The organism is Actinoplanes sp. GCM10030250, assembly GCF_042666575.1.
Lineage (GTDB): Bacteria > Actinomycetota > Actinomycetes > Mycobacteriales > Micromonosporaceae > Actinoplanes.
In genome coordinates, this window is record NZ_JBHTDO010000040.1 from 71,410 (window position 1) to 88,461 (window position 17,052).

Genomic DNA, 17,052 nt, shown 5'->3' on the forward strand with positions numbered 1-17,052 from the left:
GGGATGACGACACGCGATCGTGGGTTCGTCACTTTGGGTTGGCGAGGGATCGAACCGGGTACCGTGCGTAGCCGTACCATCCACGGGGAATCATCGATGCGCCGCGAGGAGACGCACGTGGAGCGGGCTGGCTCGGACGATCAACTATCCGGAGACGACCGAGATCGTCCTCCATCACTGCGCATCGGCGGCTATGTCTCCGGCACCGCGGAACCCGCGGACGAAGAGGCCGACCAGCAGGTCGACGGCGTCAAGCTTCCGAACATCGCTGACTACTGGCCCGACGCCCCGCACCGGCGCCGCACCGGCCAGGCCGAAACCGATCAGCCGCCCGCATGGCAGATCCTGCTGCCCAGCTCCGCGAACCCGACCCTTCCCCGCCCTCGTAGGAACGGATCCGAACCAGCGACCGAACCGGCCGAACCCCGGCTGCGGCGATCCGCGATCCTCGCCGGCATCGTCGCGTTGCTGATCGCCGGCGGCACGATCCTCCTCATCCGGGCAAACTCCGAACCGGACACCCGGCGGCCTGGCACCGGGCAGAACGCCGCCCTGCCGCAGACACCGCAGATCCCGGCGAGCGAGGCACCCCCCGAGCCCACCGCCACCGCCCCTTCTCCCACCCCGGCGAGCCCCTCCCCGAAACCGTCACCAAGCCCCACCACGACTACCGTCCCGCCCCGCCCGAGGCTCCCGGAGCGGGCCCGTTTCGAGCTGGCCGACGGCGTCACCGAGCTCTCGGTGCGCACGGCGGAGCTGGACGGCGAGGCGTTCCAGGTCAGCACCCCGGCGGACTCCGGGCTCGACGTGGACACCAGGTTCGGCAACGGCGTGCTGCGGGTCGACACGGACAACGACGGATCCGGCTCGGGCCGGCTGAACGTGCTGCTCAACGAGGATGTCGTCTGGCACGTGCAGATGAACGCGGGTGCCCGGCTCGCCGACATCGACATGGGCACCGGCACGGTGAACCGGATCGATCTGGACGGCGGCGCCGAGCGGATCAACGTCTCGGTCGGCCGGCTGGCGACCACGCTGCCGATCCGGATGACGGGCGGCGTCAACAGGTGGCGCATCGAGACAGCCCGCGAGGTCCCGGTGCGGGTCGAGGTCAGCAACGGCGCCGGCAACGTCGTCCTCTACGGCGACGAGAGCGGCGGCGTCGGCAAGGGCGAGACGGTGCGGTCCGGCGACCTCGGCGACCGCCCCGGTCTCGACATCGACGCGGCCGCCGGACTGGGCTCCCTGGAAGTCACCGAGGACTGAGAACGGAAAGGGCCGGCACCCGCGGGGGGTACCGGCCCTTGAACCAGAATCAGCGAACAGGCCCGCTGTACGGCGCAACCGTCACCTTGTCGATCACCGGCGCGAACCGGGACCGCAGCAGCACGTCCGGCCAGGTCTGTGACGCGTACGTGGTGCCGTCGAAGTTCGGCAGTTCCTCCGACGAGAACGCAACCGTGTTCGGCCCGCGCTTCAACGTGACCGGGACAGTCAGCTCCCAGAAGTTGTTGTCGTGGAAGCTGTGCGGGAACAGCACCCGCCGCCCCGCCGCACCGTTGATCGAGATGTCGGCGTGCCGTGCCAGCGGGTCCGGGTTGTAGTGGGTGGCCACCGCCTGCTCCGGGTTCGAGTACCGCACCCGCAGCGCGTACGTTCCCGGCTTGTCCGCACGAACGGTGAACGTCAGCGTGTTCGCGTTCCCCGGCACACCACCGACCCCGGTGACCGCCGCTCCCCCACTGGCCAGCGATTTCGCCGTCACCGACGCGGTGCCGGCCACCTGCGCCGCCTCCGCCTCGTAGGCCGTCGACGGCAGCGCCGCGGCACTGGACCGCACGGTCAGCCGGTCGAGAACGCCCTTACCGCTGACCACCACCTTGTTGACCCCGCCGGACAGCGACACCGCCGCACGATGCCCCGCCACACCGATCCCGTTGACCGTCATCCGCACCGGCCCGGAGGTGACCCCGAGGTCGAGCACAGCGGCGGCGTCCGCACGGGAGTAGACCCAGAACGTCGCCGACCCGCCGCGACCGAGCGCGACAGCCCCGGCCCCGGACGTCTTCCGGCCCTGGTAGACGGGCTGTGCCCGGTCGAGCGACGCCAGCTCCGCCTCGTAGACCACGGTCTGCGCCGCCGGATTCGGCAGCTCCAGGGTGATCCGGTCGACGATCGCGTCGCCCTTGGTCACCTTCGAGCCGTCCAGGCTGCGGGCGGCCAGCGAGATCGTGTGCTCTCCCGCGCTGAGCCGCACCGTGGTGTCCGCGTGGTCCCAGACCACCCACTTGTACCCGAGCGGCAGGAAGATCTCCTGCTCGGCGGCACCGTCGACACGCAGGAACACGTTCGTCGGCCCCTGTTCCTGCACCAGGTCGTAGGTGTTCAGCGAGTTGGCGAAGACGCTCAGGTCGTAGGTGCCGTCCCGCGGCACGTTCACGGTGAAGTCGAGGACGCCGTCGCTGCCGGTCCGCAGGCCGCCGACGTTGAAGCCGCCGGAGGTGTAGAACTTCGAGACGTCCGAGGGCGAACCCTCCGGGCCGTTGCGGCTGTAACCGCCGCCGGTCCAGGTCGCGTCCTCCGCCTCGAAGGATCCCTGCCAGGTGGTGGGCGAGGCAGCGGTCCGGTCACTCTCCCCCGCGGGGCTCAACACTATTTCGTACGCGGAAGCCTCCTTCAACTGGTCGAGCTCGACAGCCACCTCGCCGCCGTGAACCGTGAGGTCCTTCTCGGCGAGCAGGCGCGGCGGGGCCGAGTCGCCGACCTGACCGGTCCACGGGATCTCCCGGATCCAGGCGTGCACCCTCTTGCCGAAGTACTTCGGCACGTTGGTGAACCGGATGTACCCGGCGCTCGTGGCACCGCCGAAGATCGCGCGGGCCTGCTTCTTGCCCTTGTCGAGGCTGGCGACGCCCTGCAGCGTGTAGTTCTGGCCCGGGTACGGCGGTGTCACCCGCACGGTGTCGCCGGTCATGCTGCCGTAGGCGTTGTAGAGCCACCACTGCCCGTTGCCCCGGTTGGCCTGCACCGCCGAGTCCGACAGGTTCCCGTCGATGTTCCAGTACGCGATGTCGGCGTCGACCTTGGACTCCTCGATCGCCGAGATCCACTGGATCATCTGGCCGGGTACCGAGGTGTGGTAGTTGAAGGCGTACTCGTTGATGTTGATCGGCAGATGCTTGCCGGGCAGCACCTCGGTCTCCCACTCCCGATAGGTCGCGACGCTGTCGCGGACCGCCTCGGGGTGGCTCAGCTCGTGCCAGGTGATCACGTCGGGCACGGTGCCGGCGTCGCGGGCGTGCTCGAGGAATCCCTTGACCTGCGAGAACAGGATGCTGGTGTTGGGGCCGGCGATACGCGCGCCGGGGATCTTCCCCTTGATGAGGGCGTAGACGTCGTCCCAGGCCTGGAAGTAGTCGTCCGGGTCGCTGAGCCAGCTGACCCCGTTGTAGCTCCACTCGCCGGTGCCGAACATGTTGCCCTCGGGCTCGTTGAACGGCACGAAGACGATGTTGTCCTGATATTCGGGGGCCAGTGTGCGTACCTGATCCACCTGTTTGGCGATCTTGTCCTTGAAGGTGTCGAGCTTCTCCTCCGGAGTGCTGCCCGGCCACTGGTAGGGGAAGCCGCGGTGGATGTCGGTCATGTAGATGTAGACGTCGCCGCCGGTGCTGTCGGCCAGCGGCTTGACCACTTCGAGGGCGTCGGCGCCGGGGTGCTGGGGCCCGTCCTGCGCCTTGGTCGAGACGGTGCGCAGGTGCATGCCCTCGATCAGGTTGTTGGTGGGTACGCCGTCGCCGTAGAGGCCGTAGAGGGTTCCGGAGGCTCCGCCGTGGAAGGCGCCGGTGGTCGTGGCGAGGTTGATGGTGAGCTCGCCCTCGCGGATCACGGTGACGCTCGCGGTCACCGCCCGGCCGGCGGCTGTCCCGGCGACGGTGAAGGTGCCGCGCTGGGCGTACCGGGAGGGGTCGATCGCTTCCCAGGTGATGGGGACGTCACGGTCGTACCCGTCGGTGTAGGTCCCTCGCACGCTCGCCGGTAGCGCCGGCGCCTTGCCGATGGTGGTTCGCACGTCGAAGCTGGTGTCGCTCAGCCCGGTGACCGAGGGCGGGGTGGCTCCGTAGGCTTCGGCGACCTGCTCGGCGGTGAGCGCTGTGCCGTAGGCGCGGAAGTCGTCGACGGCGCCGTCGAAGAGCGGGTCCTGGTAGAAGGAGCGGCCGATATACCCGGCCTGGGCGGTGCTCGCGTCGAGCAGCTGCCCGGCGGTGATCGTGGTCGCGGCCGAGGAGACCGCCGCCCCGTCGAGGTAGGTGGTGATCCGCCCGCCGCCGAGCGTGACGGTGAGGGTCTTCCACGCGTTGGCCGGTAGCGGCGCCGCGCCGGTGACCTGGGCCTCCGCGCCGCCGCCGTTGACCGTGACGGCGGTGCGCAGCCGTCCGTCCCCGTTGTACGGCGTACTGAAGAGGTATTTGCTGGTGTCCTTGCCGAGCGCGTAGATCCACTGCCACGGCGCGGTCGTCCCGTCCCACCGGACCCGGGTCGACACGGTCAGGTCGGTACGGCCCTCGAGCACCGCCCGCGGGATGGTGACGTAGGCGCCGTTCGAGGTGGGCGCCCCGCCGGGCAGCTGGATGGCGTGGCCGCCGCCCGCACCGTCGACGAGGGTGGCGGTGGCGCCGTTGACGAGGCTGCCGTTCAGCCCGTTGCCGGAGGTGTCGGTGACAACGCCGCTGGTCAGGTCGTCGGCGTCGAATTCGTAGGCGACGACGGGAGTGGGCACGTCGGCCGCTGCTCCGGCCGTTTGTCCGGCCGCCTGTCCGGCCGTTTGTCCGGCCGTTTGTCCGGCCGCGGCGAGCGACGGGACGGCGGGATATGTCGCGATCAGCAGGCCGGCGACGGCGGCTGTCAGGGGTTTCCAGGAACTCATGGACGCCTCTCAACGCGATGTGAGCGTTAACAAAAGATGGCGGGCCCCAGGCGGGGAGAAGAGTGCCTGGGATGTGCGCAAGGACGGGAGCGCACCGTTTCGAGCAGGTTACGAAGGAAAACCACACTCGTCAATGAGTCCTCAGGAAAACGTTTGCCTTGCGTCGTTCTCCTAGACAGCCGTCGACGCGCGCGGCACCAGCCGGCACGGGCGCGCCCGCTGCCCCTGCACCGGATCCCCGTTGATCGCCGCCAGCAGCACCTCCGCCGCCGTGCGCCCGATGCCCTCCAGATCCATGTCGATGCTGGTCAGCGACGGCCGCGACCCTTCGACCATGACGTCCCAGTTGTCGAAGCCGACAAGCGCCACGTCCCGCGGTATCTGCTTACCGGCGTCCCGCAGCGCCTCCGCCATCCCGCGCGCGATCTGATCGCTGCCGCAGAACACCGCGTCGACGTCGGCCCCGGTCGAGAGCAGGATCCCGGCCGCCTGCCGCCCCCATGCCTCGCTCCACTCACCGTAGAGCGTCGGCGCCGCCGGCCGCAAACCTTCGGCGGCGAGCGTTTGCGCTGCTCCGGCGGCCCGTACCGTGGCCGAGTGATGGTGTTCCGGTCCGGTCACGTGGGCGATCCGGCGCCTGCCGATGGCCAGCAGGTGCTGGATGGCGCGTCGGGCGCCGTCGGCCTCGTCGGGCACGACCGAGCAGTCCCGGGGGTCGGCGGAGCTGATGAACGCGTACACCACCGGGACCGGCAGGCCGACGCCGATCGGCGCCCGGGCCTGGGTGCGGCGGCCGGTCACCACGATGCCGTCGACGTTACGGCTGAGCAGCGTACGCAGGTAATACTGCTCCCGGATCGGATCGTCGCGGGCGTCGCAGAGGAAGACCGACATCTGCCCGGCGCCCAGCGCGTCCTCGGCGCCGATCAGCAGCGGGATGCTGAACCGGCCGATGCTGTCCGTAGTGATCATGCCGACCGTGTAGGTGCGGCCGGTCTGCAGGCTGCGCGCCGCCGCGTTGGCAACAAATCCGAGCTGCTCAGCGGCTTGCTGGACGCGCAGGCGGGTCTCTGGTCGCAGCGCTCCCCGCCCGTTCAGCGCCTTGGACGCCGTACCGGTGGAGACCCCCGCGAGCGCCGCCACCTGGCTGATCGTGACCGCGCGTTCTCTGGTGCTCAGCGTTTCCTCCAAGTTTCCTAGCGGCCGATCGTAACTTCGTCTTGACATGCCAGCAAGACGCTACCTAGCTTCTAGGCAATCGATTTCCGAAACGTTCCGGCTCTGCGATCCACGTTGCTTCCGACTCAGCGATCCACGTTGCTTCCGACTCTGCGATTCACGCTGCTTCCGACTCTGCGATCCACCGTTGCTTCCGACTCTGCGATTCACGCTGCTTCCGACTCTGCGATCCACCGTTGCAAGGAGAACCGATATGAACCGTTCGCGCCTGCGCGCCGCGGCGGCCATCACGCTCACCGCCTGCCTGGTGGCCGGCTGTTCCTCCTCCTCCGATTCCAGCTCCGGCACCGGTGATGCGGCGGCCGGCGGCGACTACACGATCTGGGACCCGTACCCCCAGTTCGACGACAGCTCGGACTGGGTGAAGCTGCTGACCACCTGCGGCACCGACTCCGGGGTCACGGTCAAGCGCACCGGATACGACACCACCGACCTGACGAACAAGGCGCTGCTCGCCGCCCAGCAGGGCAACTCGCCGGACGTGCTGATCGTCGACAACCCGGTCGTCTCGACGCTCGCCGAAGCCGGCGTCCTGACGACCGCCGACGAGGTCAAGGTCGACACCTCGGCGGTCTCGCCGAACCTCCTGGCGGCCGGTCAGACCGGCGGCAAGACGTTCGGCATCCCGATCGGCGCCAACACGCTCGCCCTGTATTACAACAAAACCATCCTCGACAAGGCGGGGGTCGACCCGGCGTCCATCAAGGACTGGGCCGGGCTGACCACGGCCCTGGAGAAGGTGAAAAGCTCCGGCAAGAAGGGCATCACCTTCTCCGCGATCGGCACCGAGGAGGGCAGCTTCCAGTTCCTGCCGTGGTTCTGGGGCTCCGGCGCGAACCTCACCCAGCTCGACTCCGCGCAGGGCGTCGCCGCGCTGACCCTCTGGAACGACTGGCTGAAGAAGGGCTACGCGCCGAACTCGGTGCTCAACAACACCCAGACGACCAGCTGGCAGGAGTTCGCCGCCGGCGACTTCGCGTTCAGCGAGAACGGCACCTGGCAGCTGGCGAACGCCAAGAAGACCGGCTTCGAGTACGGCATCATCCCGATCCCGTCGCAGGCCGGCGGCACCGCGCCCGCACCGACCGGCGGCGAGTTCGTGACCGCCCCGGTGCAGACCGAGACCGCCCGGTACGCCACCACCGAGAAGCTGATCGCCTGCCTGACCAGCGCCGACAACGCGTACACCACGGACACGACGCTGTCCTACATCGCGGCGACCGACGCCGTGCAGCAGAAACAGGCCGCCGAGAACAAGGAGCTGACCGTCTGGGTCGAGGCGGTCAAGGCCGCCAAGGGCCGCACCAGTGACGACCTCGGCACCAAGTACCCGAAGATCTCCCAGCCGATGTGGACCGCCTTCCAGTCGGCACTCAGCGGCTCAGCCTCACCGCAGGAAGCCCTGGCCACCGCCCAGCAGACTGCGTCCGCGGCCATCAAGTGACCATGGCTCACGACGTGACGACCCGCTCCTCCGCCCCGGTTCAGCCGCGGGCGGAGGAACGGCCTCGATCAAGAAGCAGAAAAGGCGGCAACTGGGCGGCCTGGGCGTTCCTGGCCCCGGTAGTGATCTACCTGATCGCCTTCTACGCCTACCCGCTCTACCGCAACCTGGACCTGAGCCTGCGCCACTACACGGTGCGCTCGTTCGTGCAGGGCAACGCCCCGTTCAGCGGACTGGACAACTACCGGGAGGTGTTCGCCGACGCCACCTTCGGGCCGGCCCTGCTGCACACCCTGATCTTCACGTTCGTGTCGATCGCGTTCCAGTTCGCCATCGGGCTCGCGCTCGCCGTGTTCTTCGCGCAGCACTTCCGGCTGTCCGCGACGTTGAGAGCGCTTTTCCTCGTACCGTGGCTGCTGCCCTTGATCGTGAGCGCGTCAACCTGGGCCTGGATGCTCAACAGTGATTCCGGCATCGTCAATGCGGCAATTCAACTCGTCAACACGTCAACCCAGGCCGTCAACATTGACGGCGTCAACATTGACCCGGTCAACTGGCTGACGTCACCGCAATGGGCCTTGACCAGCGTGATCATCGCGAACATCTGGATCGGCATCCCGTTCAACCTGGTGGTGCTCTACAGCGGGCTGCAAGCCATACCGCAAGAGGTGCACGAGGCCGCCGCCATCGACGGCGCGACCAGCTGGCAGCGCTTCTGGCGAGTCACGTTTCCGCTGCTCAGACCGGTCTCGGCGATCACGCTGCTGCTCGGCCTGGTCTACACGCTCAAGGTCTTCGACATCATCTGGATCATGACGAAGGGCGGCCCGGCCGACGCGTCGACCACCTTCGCCACCTGGTCCTACCGGCTCAGCTTCGGCAACCTGCTGCCCGAATTCGGCCCGGGCGCCGCCGTCGGCAACCTACTGATCATCATGGCGCTGATCTTCGGCCTTCTGTACATCCGGATCCAGAGGAGACAGAACGCATGAGCCAGGAGACAGAACGCCCGAGCCAGACGGCGAAGCGCATGAGCCCGAGGAGACAGCATGCCAAGACCGGGGTCGGGCTGATCTTCACGGCGATCATGCTGTTCCCGATCTACTGGATGATCAACGTGTCCTTCACCAAGGACACCGACATGCGCGCCGACCCGCCGCACCTCTTCCCGTGGAACGGGACGCTCGAGGGCTATCGGGCGGTGCTCGACCAGCAGCTCCCGTACCTCGGAACGAGCTTGATCGTCGGGCTCGGCACCGTCGCACTCACCTTGATCATCGCCGCGCCGGCCGGTTATGCGCTGGCCAAGCTGCGCCCGAAGGGCGGCGGCGTGCTCAGCTTCGTGCTGCTGATCGCCCAGATGATCCCCGGCGTGATCATGGCGATGGGCTTCTACGCCATCTACCTGCGCGCCGGTGTCCTCAACACGATCCCGGGGCTGATCCTGGCCGACTCGACGATCGCGGTCCCGTTCGGTGTCCTGATCTTCACGGCGTTCATGTCCGGCATCCCGGACGAACTGATCAACGCGGCGCTCATCGACGGAGCGTCGAAGTGGCGCACGTTCCTCTCGGTGATCCTGCCGGTCAGCCGCAACGCGGTCGTCACGGTGAGTCTGTTCGCCTTCCTCTGGGCGTGGTCCGACTTCGTCTTCGCCACCACGCTCGACGGCGGCGGCGACCACCAGCCCATCACGCTCGGCATCTACCACTACATCGGCAACAACAACCAGCAGTGGAACGCGATCATGGCGACTGCCGTGATCGCCTCCATCCCCGCGACGCTGCTGCTCATCCTGGCCCAGCGTTACGTGGCTGCCGGCGTCACCGCCGGCGCTGTCAAGGACTGAGGAAACACATGAGCTTCGTTTCTCACGGCCCCGTCGTGCCCACATCGGACGCGCTGGGCGTGCTCCGGCCGCTTCCGGCGGATGCGGTGCTGCTCGATGCGGACGGCCTGCTCGGCGGCTGGCAGCAGCGCAACACCGAGTCCACGCTGCCGCACTGCGTCGACCAGCTCCGCGTGCACGGCAACCTGACGAACCTGCGCAGGCTGACCGGTGACGCGGACGAGGAGTTCGCCGGCTTCTGGTTCGCCGACACCGACGTTCACAAGACGTTGGAGGCGGCGTTCTGGTCCGGTTCGGCGGGCGCTTTCGCCGACGAGGTGGCCGCGCTGCTGGAGAAGGCCCAGGACCCGGACGGCTACCTCGACACCTACTACCAGGACCCGGCGAACCGTGACCGGCAGTGGGCCGAGCTGCACTTCAGCCATGAGATGTACACCGCGGGCCATCTGATCCAGGCGGCGGTCGCGGCGGCGCGCTCCGCGCCGGATTCCACACCGGCCCAGCAGGTCGTGTCGGTCGCGCGCCGTTTCGCCGATCTTCTGGTGCAACGGTACGGGCAATCGGGTGAAACCGACGGTCACCCGGAGGTCGAGACCGCGCTGGTCGAGTTGTACCGGGTCACCGGGCACCGGCCGTACCTGGACCTGGCCGCGCGGTTCGTCGAGAACCGCGGGCACGGTGTCCTGGGCGAGGGCCGGTTCGGGCCGCGCTACTTCCAGGATCACGAGCCGCTGCGGGACACCGCCGAGGTCACCGGCCACGTCGTGCGGCAGGTCTACCTGCTCGCGGGCGCGGTGGACGTGGCAGTCGAGACCGGCGACCGCCCGTTGCTGGAGACGGCGGTGCGGTTGTGGGACTCGGCGCTGGAGAGCCGTACCTATCTGACCGGCGGGCAGGGTTCACGGCACCGGGACGAGGCTTACGGCGACCCGTACGAGCTGCCGCCGGACCGCGCGTACGCGGAGACCTGTGCCGCGATCGGCAACTTCCAGCTGGCGTGGCGGCTGCTGCTGGCCACCGGTGAGGCGCGCTTCGCCGACGAGATGGAACGGGTGCTCTACAACGGCATCGCGGGCAGCACCGCCGCGGACGGCACCGCGTTCTTCTACTCCAACCCGCTGCAGTTGCGTACCGGCCACGACGGGTCCCACGAGGACGCCCCGTCGCAGCGGCTCACCTGGTACTCGTGCGCCTGCTGCCCGCCGAACCTGGCCCGGCTGATGGCGTCGCTGCACGCCTACCTCGCCACCGGCGGGCCGGACGGCCTGCAGTTGCATCTCTACAGCACCGGCACGGTCAGCATCGGCGGCCGCGGCGTGCGGGTCGAGACCAGCTACCCGTGGGACGAGGAGGTCACGGTCACCGTCACCGGCTCCCCCGCCACGCCGTGGACGCTGTCCCTGCGGGTGCCGGCCTGGTGCGACGACGTACGCCTGACCGTCAACGGCACCCCCGCACCGGCCCGCGGCCAGATCACCGGCGGCTACCTGCGCCTGCACCGCACCTGGCACACCGGCGACCGGGTGAGCCTGACCTTCGCCATGCCGGCCCGCCTGGTCACCGCGCACCCGAGGGTCGACGCGGTCCGCGGCACCGCCGCCCTGGCCCGGGGCCCGCTCGTCTACTGCCTCGAACACGCCGACCTGCCCGCTCTCGTTCTGGAGGACCTCGAACTGGCTCCGGACCCGGCCGTCGCGGTCGCACACCACAGCGCCGGGCTCGCCCCCGTGACGCTGCGGGTCCCGGTCCGGGTGCGGCCCGCCGGCGGTGAGCCGCTCTACCGCGACCTCCCGCGCACCACCGAGCCGCGGCCGTCGGCGGCTGTCGTCACCGCCATCCCCTACTTCCTGTGGGCCAACCGGGCTCCCGGCCCCATGCGGGTCTGGATACCGCTGGCCACACAGGGGGCGTAACCGTCCTCCATCCCCTCACCCCCACCGAGGTGCAGAATGCGAATCCGAAGAAAGGCAGCATCCCTCTGCCTGCTGCTGGCCACCGCCGGGCTGTTCGTCCCCAGCCCCGCACAGGCGGCCGGCAACACCCTGACCGTCAACGTCGGCACGGTGGTCCGCCCGGTCACGCACGTCGCGTCCGGCGGCCTCTACGCCGTCGACACCGGCTCGAAGCCGCCGCTGGAGCAGATGTACCCGCTGCGGCTCAACCACCTGACCCAGCCGCCGCCCGGCGTGCAGCAACTCGGCAACGGCGCCACCACACCGTGCTGCGACGGCCTGCTGGCGGCCGGCAAGGTCACCAGCGGCGGCGCCCAGCAGTTCTGGCGGCTGCCGGACATCTACCCGAACTTCCCGTACCGCTGGGTGAGCTGGGCGGACTGGGAGTCGAAGGTGCGCACCATGGTGACGGCCCGGCTCAACGCCACCGGCACCACCAACGTCGACGGGTACGAGCTGTGGAACGAACCGGACTGGACGTGGAACACCGCCGCGGCCGGGTCGTTCAACGCCGGGTGGACCAGGACACACCGGCTCATCCGTACGCTGGACACGGTCACGCCGATCGTCGGTCCCAGCCACGCGATCTACAACCACGACTGGATGGTCAGCTTCCTCACCAACGCCCGCGACACCGGCACCCTGCCGGACGTGATCGTCTGGCACGAGCTGGACAACGACAGCTATCTGAACGTCCAGGCGCACGTCAACGACTACCGGGCGGTCGAACGGTCGCTGGGCATCACAGCGCGGCCCATCTCGATCAACGAGTACGCGTCGCCGTCCCAGGTCGACATCCCCAGCGTCGCCGTGCACTACATGGCCGTCTTCGAGCGGCACGGCATCCGCAGCGCGGAACGCGCCTACTGGTACGAGGCCGGAACGCTCAACGGCCTGCTCCACAACAACGCGCCGACCTCGTCCTACTGGCCCTACAAGTGGTACGGCGACATGGCCGGCAACATCGTGCAGACCGTTCCCGGCTCCTGGCTCGAGGGTGTCGCCTCCTACGACCCGACCCGCCGCTTCGTCAACGTGGTCTTCGGCGGTGACAGCGGCAACAACACGGTACGGGTCAACGGGCTCGGCGCCCTCGGCTCGCAGGTCCGGGTGACGCTCGCGCGCAGCGGCACCACCGGGCGCACCACGAACCAGAGCGCACCGATCGCCGTCTCGTCGGCCACCTACACCGTGTCCGGCGGCAGCATCAGCGTGCCGGTGAGCAACATGAGCGCGCTGGACTCGTACCAGCTGCTCGTCACGCCGTCCTCGGGTGCGGCGACCTGGCAGCAGCGGTACGAGGCGGAGAACGCCACAGTGGTCAACGCCAACCGGTTCTCCGCGGGTTCCGCCTCCAGCGGCGGGTACGTCGGCCAGATCGACGGCTCGGCGAACTCCCGCAACCAGTCGTTCGTCGACTTCCTGGTCAACGTTCCCGCCGCTCGCAGCTACACGATGAGCATCGGGTACGCGAACGGCACCGGGGCGACGGCGACGCACGGGCTGGCGTACAACGGCAGCGCGTGGCAGACGGTGAGCTACCCGCCGACCGCCGCGTGGGGTGTCTTCGGCTCCACGGCGAGCAGCACGGTCACGCTGCGGGCCGGCTGGAACATGATCCGCCTGGCCAAGGGCGCACCCAATCTGACAGCCGGCACCGGTTACGCCGAGCTCGACTACATCCACCTGTCCTGACCCTCGTCCAGTAACCCCCGGCTGGCTCTCAGGGGTGCTTTTCTCGCTCCGAGGCACCCCTGAGCGCCAGCCGCGTTCCGGTTAACTCGGGGGGTTGTGGTGGAGGCGGCGCAGGGCGAGGGCGAGCTGGAGGCGGAGGCGGCCGCGGGGTTCGCGGACGTCCCAGCCGAGCAGCGGGATGGTGTGGGTGAGCCGGTCCTGCAGGGTGGAGTGGTGGAGGCGGAGGGCGGCCGCGGCGGCGCGGAGGCTGGCGGACTCGGCTACGGCGTCGAGGGTGGCCAGGGCCCACGGTGTGACGGCGGCGACCTGTGAGAGGGCGCGCACGTCGGGGACCGGTTCGGTGGCGGGGCCGATCAGGTCGGCGAGCAGGGCGAGACCGCCCAGGTCGGCGGCGTGGACGACGCGGGGGCCGGGGTCCTGCTCGGTGCCCTCGGCGGTGAAGCGCAGGGCGGTGCGGGCCGCGGCGTAGGAGGCGGGCAGGGCAGTCACGGGCCCGGACGGGCCGACGCCGGCGCGCTCGCCCGTGGCGGGGAGGTCGTCGTCCTCGCGGATCAGTTGCGCATGTCCGGAGGCGAGGGCTTTTACGCGTACCCGATCGGTGGTCTTGAAACCCAGACGGCCCGCCGCCTGAACGCGGGCCTGTTCCGGTGCTGCGGCGTCGAGGGTCAGCTCGACCGAGGCCGGATCCGCGAGCGGCGCACGCCCCCGGGTCCGTTCCAGCACCGCGCGGGCCGCACCGCAGGCCCGTTCCAGGATCATCGCCTCGACCGGGCCGGGCGGGCCGGTGCGCTCCAGCCAGAGTACGGCGCCGCCGGCGACCTCGGCGGACATCCACGACGGGTCCGGTGCGCCGGCCGCCGCATCCGTGCCGTCGGGCTGAACCCGCAGGTGGATGCGACGGCCGTCGTCGGACAGCCGGGCCGGGCAGCCGGCGAGCACGGCGGCGCCCCGGACGATCGCCTGCAGGCCGGCGCGGCCCTCGGCGAGCCGGTCGAAGTAGGCGATGACGCTCAGTGCGGCCCCGGCGTCGGGGTCGAGCGCGGCCAGCCTGGCGGCGAGGTCTCTCACTCCGCCATCGTCCCCCGCCCTACGGCCATCGTCCCCCGCCGCCGCTCATTGTTCTCGCCCGCGGACGCCGCTGCTGCTCACGGCGATCGGTCAGGCGCTGAGGAGGCGGCGCAGCCAGCGGACCCGGGCGGCGCGGGCGTCCTGGGAGACGGCCGCCTGGGGTGCGAGCATGTCGAAGCCGTGGAAGCCGCCCGGCCAGACGTGCAGTTCGGCGCGGCCGCCGGCCTGCCAGATCCGCGACGCGTAGGCGACGTCCTCGTCGCGGAAGGTCTCGGCCGAGCCCACGTCGATGAACGCCGGCGGCAGCCCGGACAGGTCGGAGGCGCGGGCCGGAGCGGCGTAGGGCGACACGTCCGGGCCGCCGCGCCCGGCGCCGAGCAGGGCGGTCCAGCCGGTGTCGTTGGCGGTCCGGTCCCAGACGCCCCGGCCGGCCATCTGCACCGCCGAGGGGGTGTCGTTCCGGTCGTCGATCATCGGGCAGAGCAGCATCTGGCCGGCCAGCTCGGGGCCGCCGCGGTCCCGGGCCAGCAGGGCCACACCGGCGGCCAGGCCACCGCCCGCGCTGGCTCCGGCGATCACCAGGCGCTGCGGGTCGATGCCCAGTTCAGCGGCGTGCTCCGCGGTCCAGAGCAGGCCGGCGTAGCAGTCCTCGACCGGGGCGGGGTGCGGGTGTTCGGGGGCGAGGCGGTACTCGACGGAGACGATGACAGCCGGCACCTCCAGCGCCCAGTCCTGCAGGGCGTCGACGCCGGTCCGGTTGTTGCCGAGCACCATGCCGCCGCCGTGCGTGTGATAGATCCCGGGCAGGCCGGTCTCCGCACCGGACGGCGTCAGGATCAGCAGTTCGATGTCGGGGTCACCGGCCGGCCCGGGCACCAGGCGCCGGGCGACGGTGAAGGCGCCGTCGCGGGCCAGGTCCTCGTCGGTCAGGTCGGCCAGCATCGAGCCGTCGCGCATCGGCTGGATCATGTCGGTGGTCAGGGCGGGCGGCATCTGCCCGCCGATGACGTCGAGCGCCGCGGCGAGCTCGGCGTCGAAGGGCGGAGGGGGCGGAACGAGGGTCGTCACGAGAAGCCTCCAATTGTTTCCGGGAGATTTCTAGAGTCTGTGCCTCCCACGATCCCCAGCGTCCCGCCAGATGGCGGTTACTTCCCGCCGCTTGGCGGATGCCTGCCGGCTACCGCCCTCACCGGCGGGTATTCACTCTACGATCCGAATCGTGATGCGTGCGCTGATCTTCACCGGTCCCGGTCAGGCCGAGGTTCGCGAGGTGCCGGCCCCCGTCGCGGCGCCCGGCCAGGTGATCGTCGACGTGGAGCGGGCCGGGGTGTGCGGCACCGACGTCGAGCTGTTCACCGGGGAGATGAGCTACCTGCACTCGGGCCGCTCGTCGTACCCGCTGCGGCCCGGTCACGAGTGGTCGGGCGTGGTGAGCGGATGCGGGCCCGGCGTCGACCCGGGCTGGGCGGGCCGGCGGGTCACCGGGGACACGATGATCGCCTGCGGTCACTGCCGGCGCTGCCTGGGCGGCCGGCACCACGTCTGCGCCGAGATGCGGGAGCTGGGCATCGCCGACGGCCTGCCCGGAGCGCTCGCCGAACAGCTGGCGTTCCCGGCCGCGTACCTGCACGCCCTGCCGGACACCGTCGACGCCGGCCTCGGCGCCCTGGTCGAACCCGGCGGCAACGCCCAGCGCAGCGTCACCGCCGCCGCGCTGGAGCCCGGCGAACGGCTGCTGGTCCTCGGTACCGGCACGATCGGCCTGCTCACCGCCATGATCGGCCGGGCGCGCGGCCTCGACGTGCACCTGCTCGGCCGGCACCCGGTGTTCGCCCGGTTCACCCGTGATCTGGGCTTCGCGAACATGTGGACCCGCGACAGCCTGCCCGACCTGCCGTGGGACGCGGTCGTCGACGCCACGAACGGCGCCGAGATGCCCGGCCTCGCCGTCGACCTCGTCGAGCCTGGGCGGCGGGTGGTCTACATCGGGCTGTCCGGGACGCCGAGCACCGTCGACACCCGCGACATCGTGCTCAAGGACGTGACCGCCGTCGGCATCCTGGGGGCCTCCTCCGGGCTGGAGGAAGTCGTCCGGTCGTACGCCGAAGGCTCTGTCGACCCACAGCCCCTGGTCGCGGCAACCGTCGGCCTCGACGACGTCGCGGGCGTGCTGGCCGGCCGGCGCCCGGCCGGCGCCGGACCCGGCCCGAAGATCCTGGTCGACCCGCGGCGGTGAGTTCTATGATTCGCGGGGCGGGCAGTCGGCGTCGCAGTCGCTCTCGCAGAGGGGGATGAGCAGGTCGGCGCTGTCACGCTCGGGCGGCCAGAAGTTGTCGATGCTGACGGCGATCCAGTCCTCGGTGAGCGGGGGGTCGAACTCCATCCGGTATGTCCCGTAGTAGTCGACCTGCTTGGTAACGCTCTCGACGCCGGGCTCGGCGGGGCTCCAATACTGAACGGAGAGCAGACACCGCCCGAAATCCGACCCGGGGAAGGACATCGTGCCCTGCTGACGGGGAACGCTGAACCATCGGTCGAGTACGATCCCTTGCGGATCCGGCAGGTCGAGTGAGGCGATCCCCTCTTCGAGCCTCACCTCGGCGAGCTGGTCGGCATGAGTGTCCGGCTGGAACGGTTGTTCCTTCACGGTCAGGCCGGTGTGCCAGGGCTTACCTTCGCGGCTCGGCGGCGGTGATGCGACCAGCACTCGCCGGTACAGGGCCGGGGGCGGATTGGTCGTGGCGATGGAGGCCGCGGCATACGGATAGTCGAGAGGGGTTCCGACGGCGAACCGCAGAGCGTGGACGCAGGCGCCAACGAGTTCGAAGGCGGCGTCGCTGACTGGTAGACCCATGACGCTGAAATCCCCCTGGCCGAT

12 protein-coding genes are annotated in these 17,052 nt (G+C 69.9%); 7 read left to right on the forward strand and 5 right to left on the reverse strand.

Going from position 1 to position 17,052, the window contains the following annotated elements; translation table 11 throughout:
* The first annotated feature begins 96 nt into the window (after positions 1–96).
* Positions 97–1,266: a hypothetical protein gene (locus ACFQV6_RS36615; RefSeq protein ID WP_378032277.1), complete on the forward strand. Its 1,170-nt coding sequence runs from the start codon at positions 97–99 to the stop codon at positions 1,264–1,266.
* Between the two features lie 49 nt (positions 1,267–1,315).
* Here ACFQV6_RS36615 and ACFQV6_RS36620 read toward each other — a convergent pair whose 3' ends face one another.
* Together ACFQV6_RS36620 and ACFQV6_RS36625 are read right to left on the reverse strand one after the other, a co-directional pair.
* A complete protein-coding gene (locus tag ACFQV6_RS36620) occupies positions 1,316–4,927 on the reverse strand; it encodes a LamG-like jellyroll fold domain-containing protein (protein WP_378032278.1) in 3,612 nt (1,203 codons plus the stop codon).
* 171 nt (positions 4,928–5,098) lie between these two features.
* Complete coding sequence (locus ACFQV6_RS36625; RefSeq protein ID WP_378032279.1) at positions 5,099–6,154, reverse strand: LacI family DNA-binding transcriptional regulator; 1,056 nt, start codon at positions 6,152–6,154, stop codon at positions 5,099–5,101.
* Positions 6,155–6,359: 205 nt separating this feature from the next.
* Here ACFQV6_RS36625 and ACFQV6_RS36630 point away from each other — a divergent pair, with 205 nt between their 5' ends.
* From ACFQV6_RS36630 to ACFQV6_RS36650, 5 genes are read left to right on the forward strand one after another with little or no spacing between them, the layout of a single operon-like run.
* The gene (locus ACFQV6_RS36630) at positions 6,360–7,610 is read left to right on the forward strand and encodes an extracellular solute-binding protein (protein WP_378032280.1); all 1,251 of its coding nucleotides are present in this window, start codon (positions 6,360–6,362) and stop codon (positions 7,608–7,610) included.
* Between the two features lie 2 nt (positions 7,611–7,612).
* Positions 7,613–8,602, forward strand: a complete 990-nt coding sequence (locus ACFQV6_RS36635) for a carbohydrate ABC transporter permease (protein ID WP_378032281.1) — start codon at positions 7,613–7,615, stop codon at positions 8,600–8,602.
* A 38-nt stretch (positions 8,603–8,640) separates the two neighbouring features.
* Positions 8,641–9,459 (forward strand): carbohydrate ABC transporter permease, encoded by an 819-nt coding sequence (locus ACFQV6_RS36640; RefSeq protein ID WP_378032296.1) that lies wholly within the window; start codon positions 8,641–8,643, stop codon positions 9,457–9,459.
* Between the two features lie 8 nt (positions 9,460–9,467).
* Positions 9,468–11,372, forward strand: a complete 1,905-nt coding sequence (locus ACFQV6_RS36645) for a glycoside hydrolase family 127 protein (RefSeq protein WP_378032282.1) — start codon at positions 9,468–9,470, stop codon at positions 11,370–11,372.
* Between the two features lie 36 nt (positions 11,373–11,408).
* Positions 11,409–13,106 (forward strand): hypothetical protein, encoded by a 1,698-nt coding sequence (locus ACFQV6_RS36650; protein ID WP_378032283.1) that lies wholly within the window; start codon positions 11,409–11,411, stop codon positions 13,104–13,106.
* A gap of 81 nt (positions 13,107–13,187) precedes the next feature.
* Here ACFQV6_RS36650 and ACFQV6_RS36655 read toward each other — a convergent pair whose 3' ends face one another.
* Positions 13,188–14,174, reverse strand: a complete 987-nt coding sequence (locus ACFQV6_RS36655; RefSeq protein ID WP_378032284.1) for a helix-turn-helix domain-containing protein — start codon at positions 14,172–14,174, stop codon at positions 13,188–13,190.
* A 90-nt stretch (positions 14,175–14,264) separates the two neighbouring features.
* Positions 14,265–15,242 (reverse strand): alpha/beta hydrolase, encoded by a 978-nt coding sequence (locus ACFQV6_RS36660; protein WP_378032285.1) that lies wholly within the window; start codon positions 15,240–15,242, stop codon positions 14,265–14,267.
* Positions 15,243–15,396: 154 nt separating this feature from the next.
* Between ACFQV6_RS36660 and ACFQV6_RS36665 the strand changes: the two genes are divergently transcribed.
* On the forward strand, positions 15,397–16,410 hold the full coding sequence (locus tag ACFQV6_RS36665; RefSeq protein ID WP_378032297.1) for a zinc-binding dehydrogenase: 1,014 nt from the start codon (positions 15,397–15,399) through the stop codon (positions 16,408–16,410).
* A gap of 3 nt (positions 16,411–16,413) precedes the next feature.
* Here ACFQV6_RS36665 and ACFQV6_RS36670 read toward each other — a convergent pair whose 3' ends face one another.
* The gene (locus ACFQV6_RS36670; protein WP_378032286.1) at positions 16,414–17,028 is read right to left on the reverse strand and encodes a hypothetical protein; all 615 of its coding nucleotides are present in this window, start codon (positions 17,026–17,028) and stop codon (positions 16,414–16,416) included.
* Between the last annotated feature and the right edge of the window lie 24 nt (positions 17,029–17,052).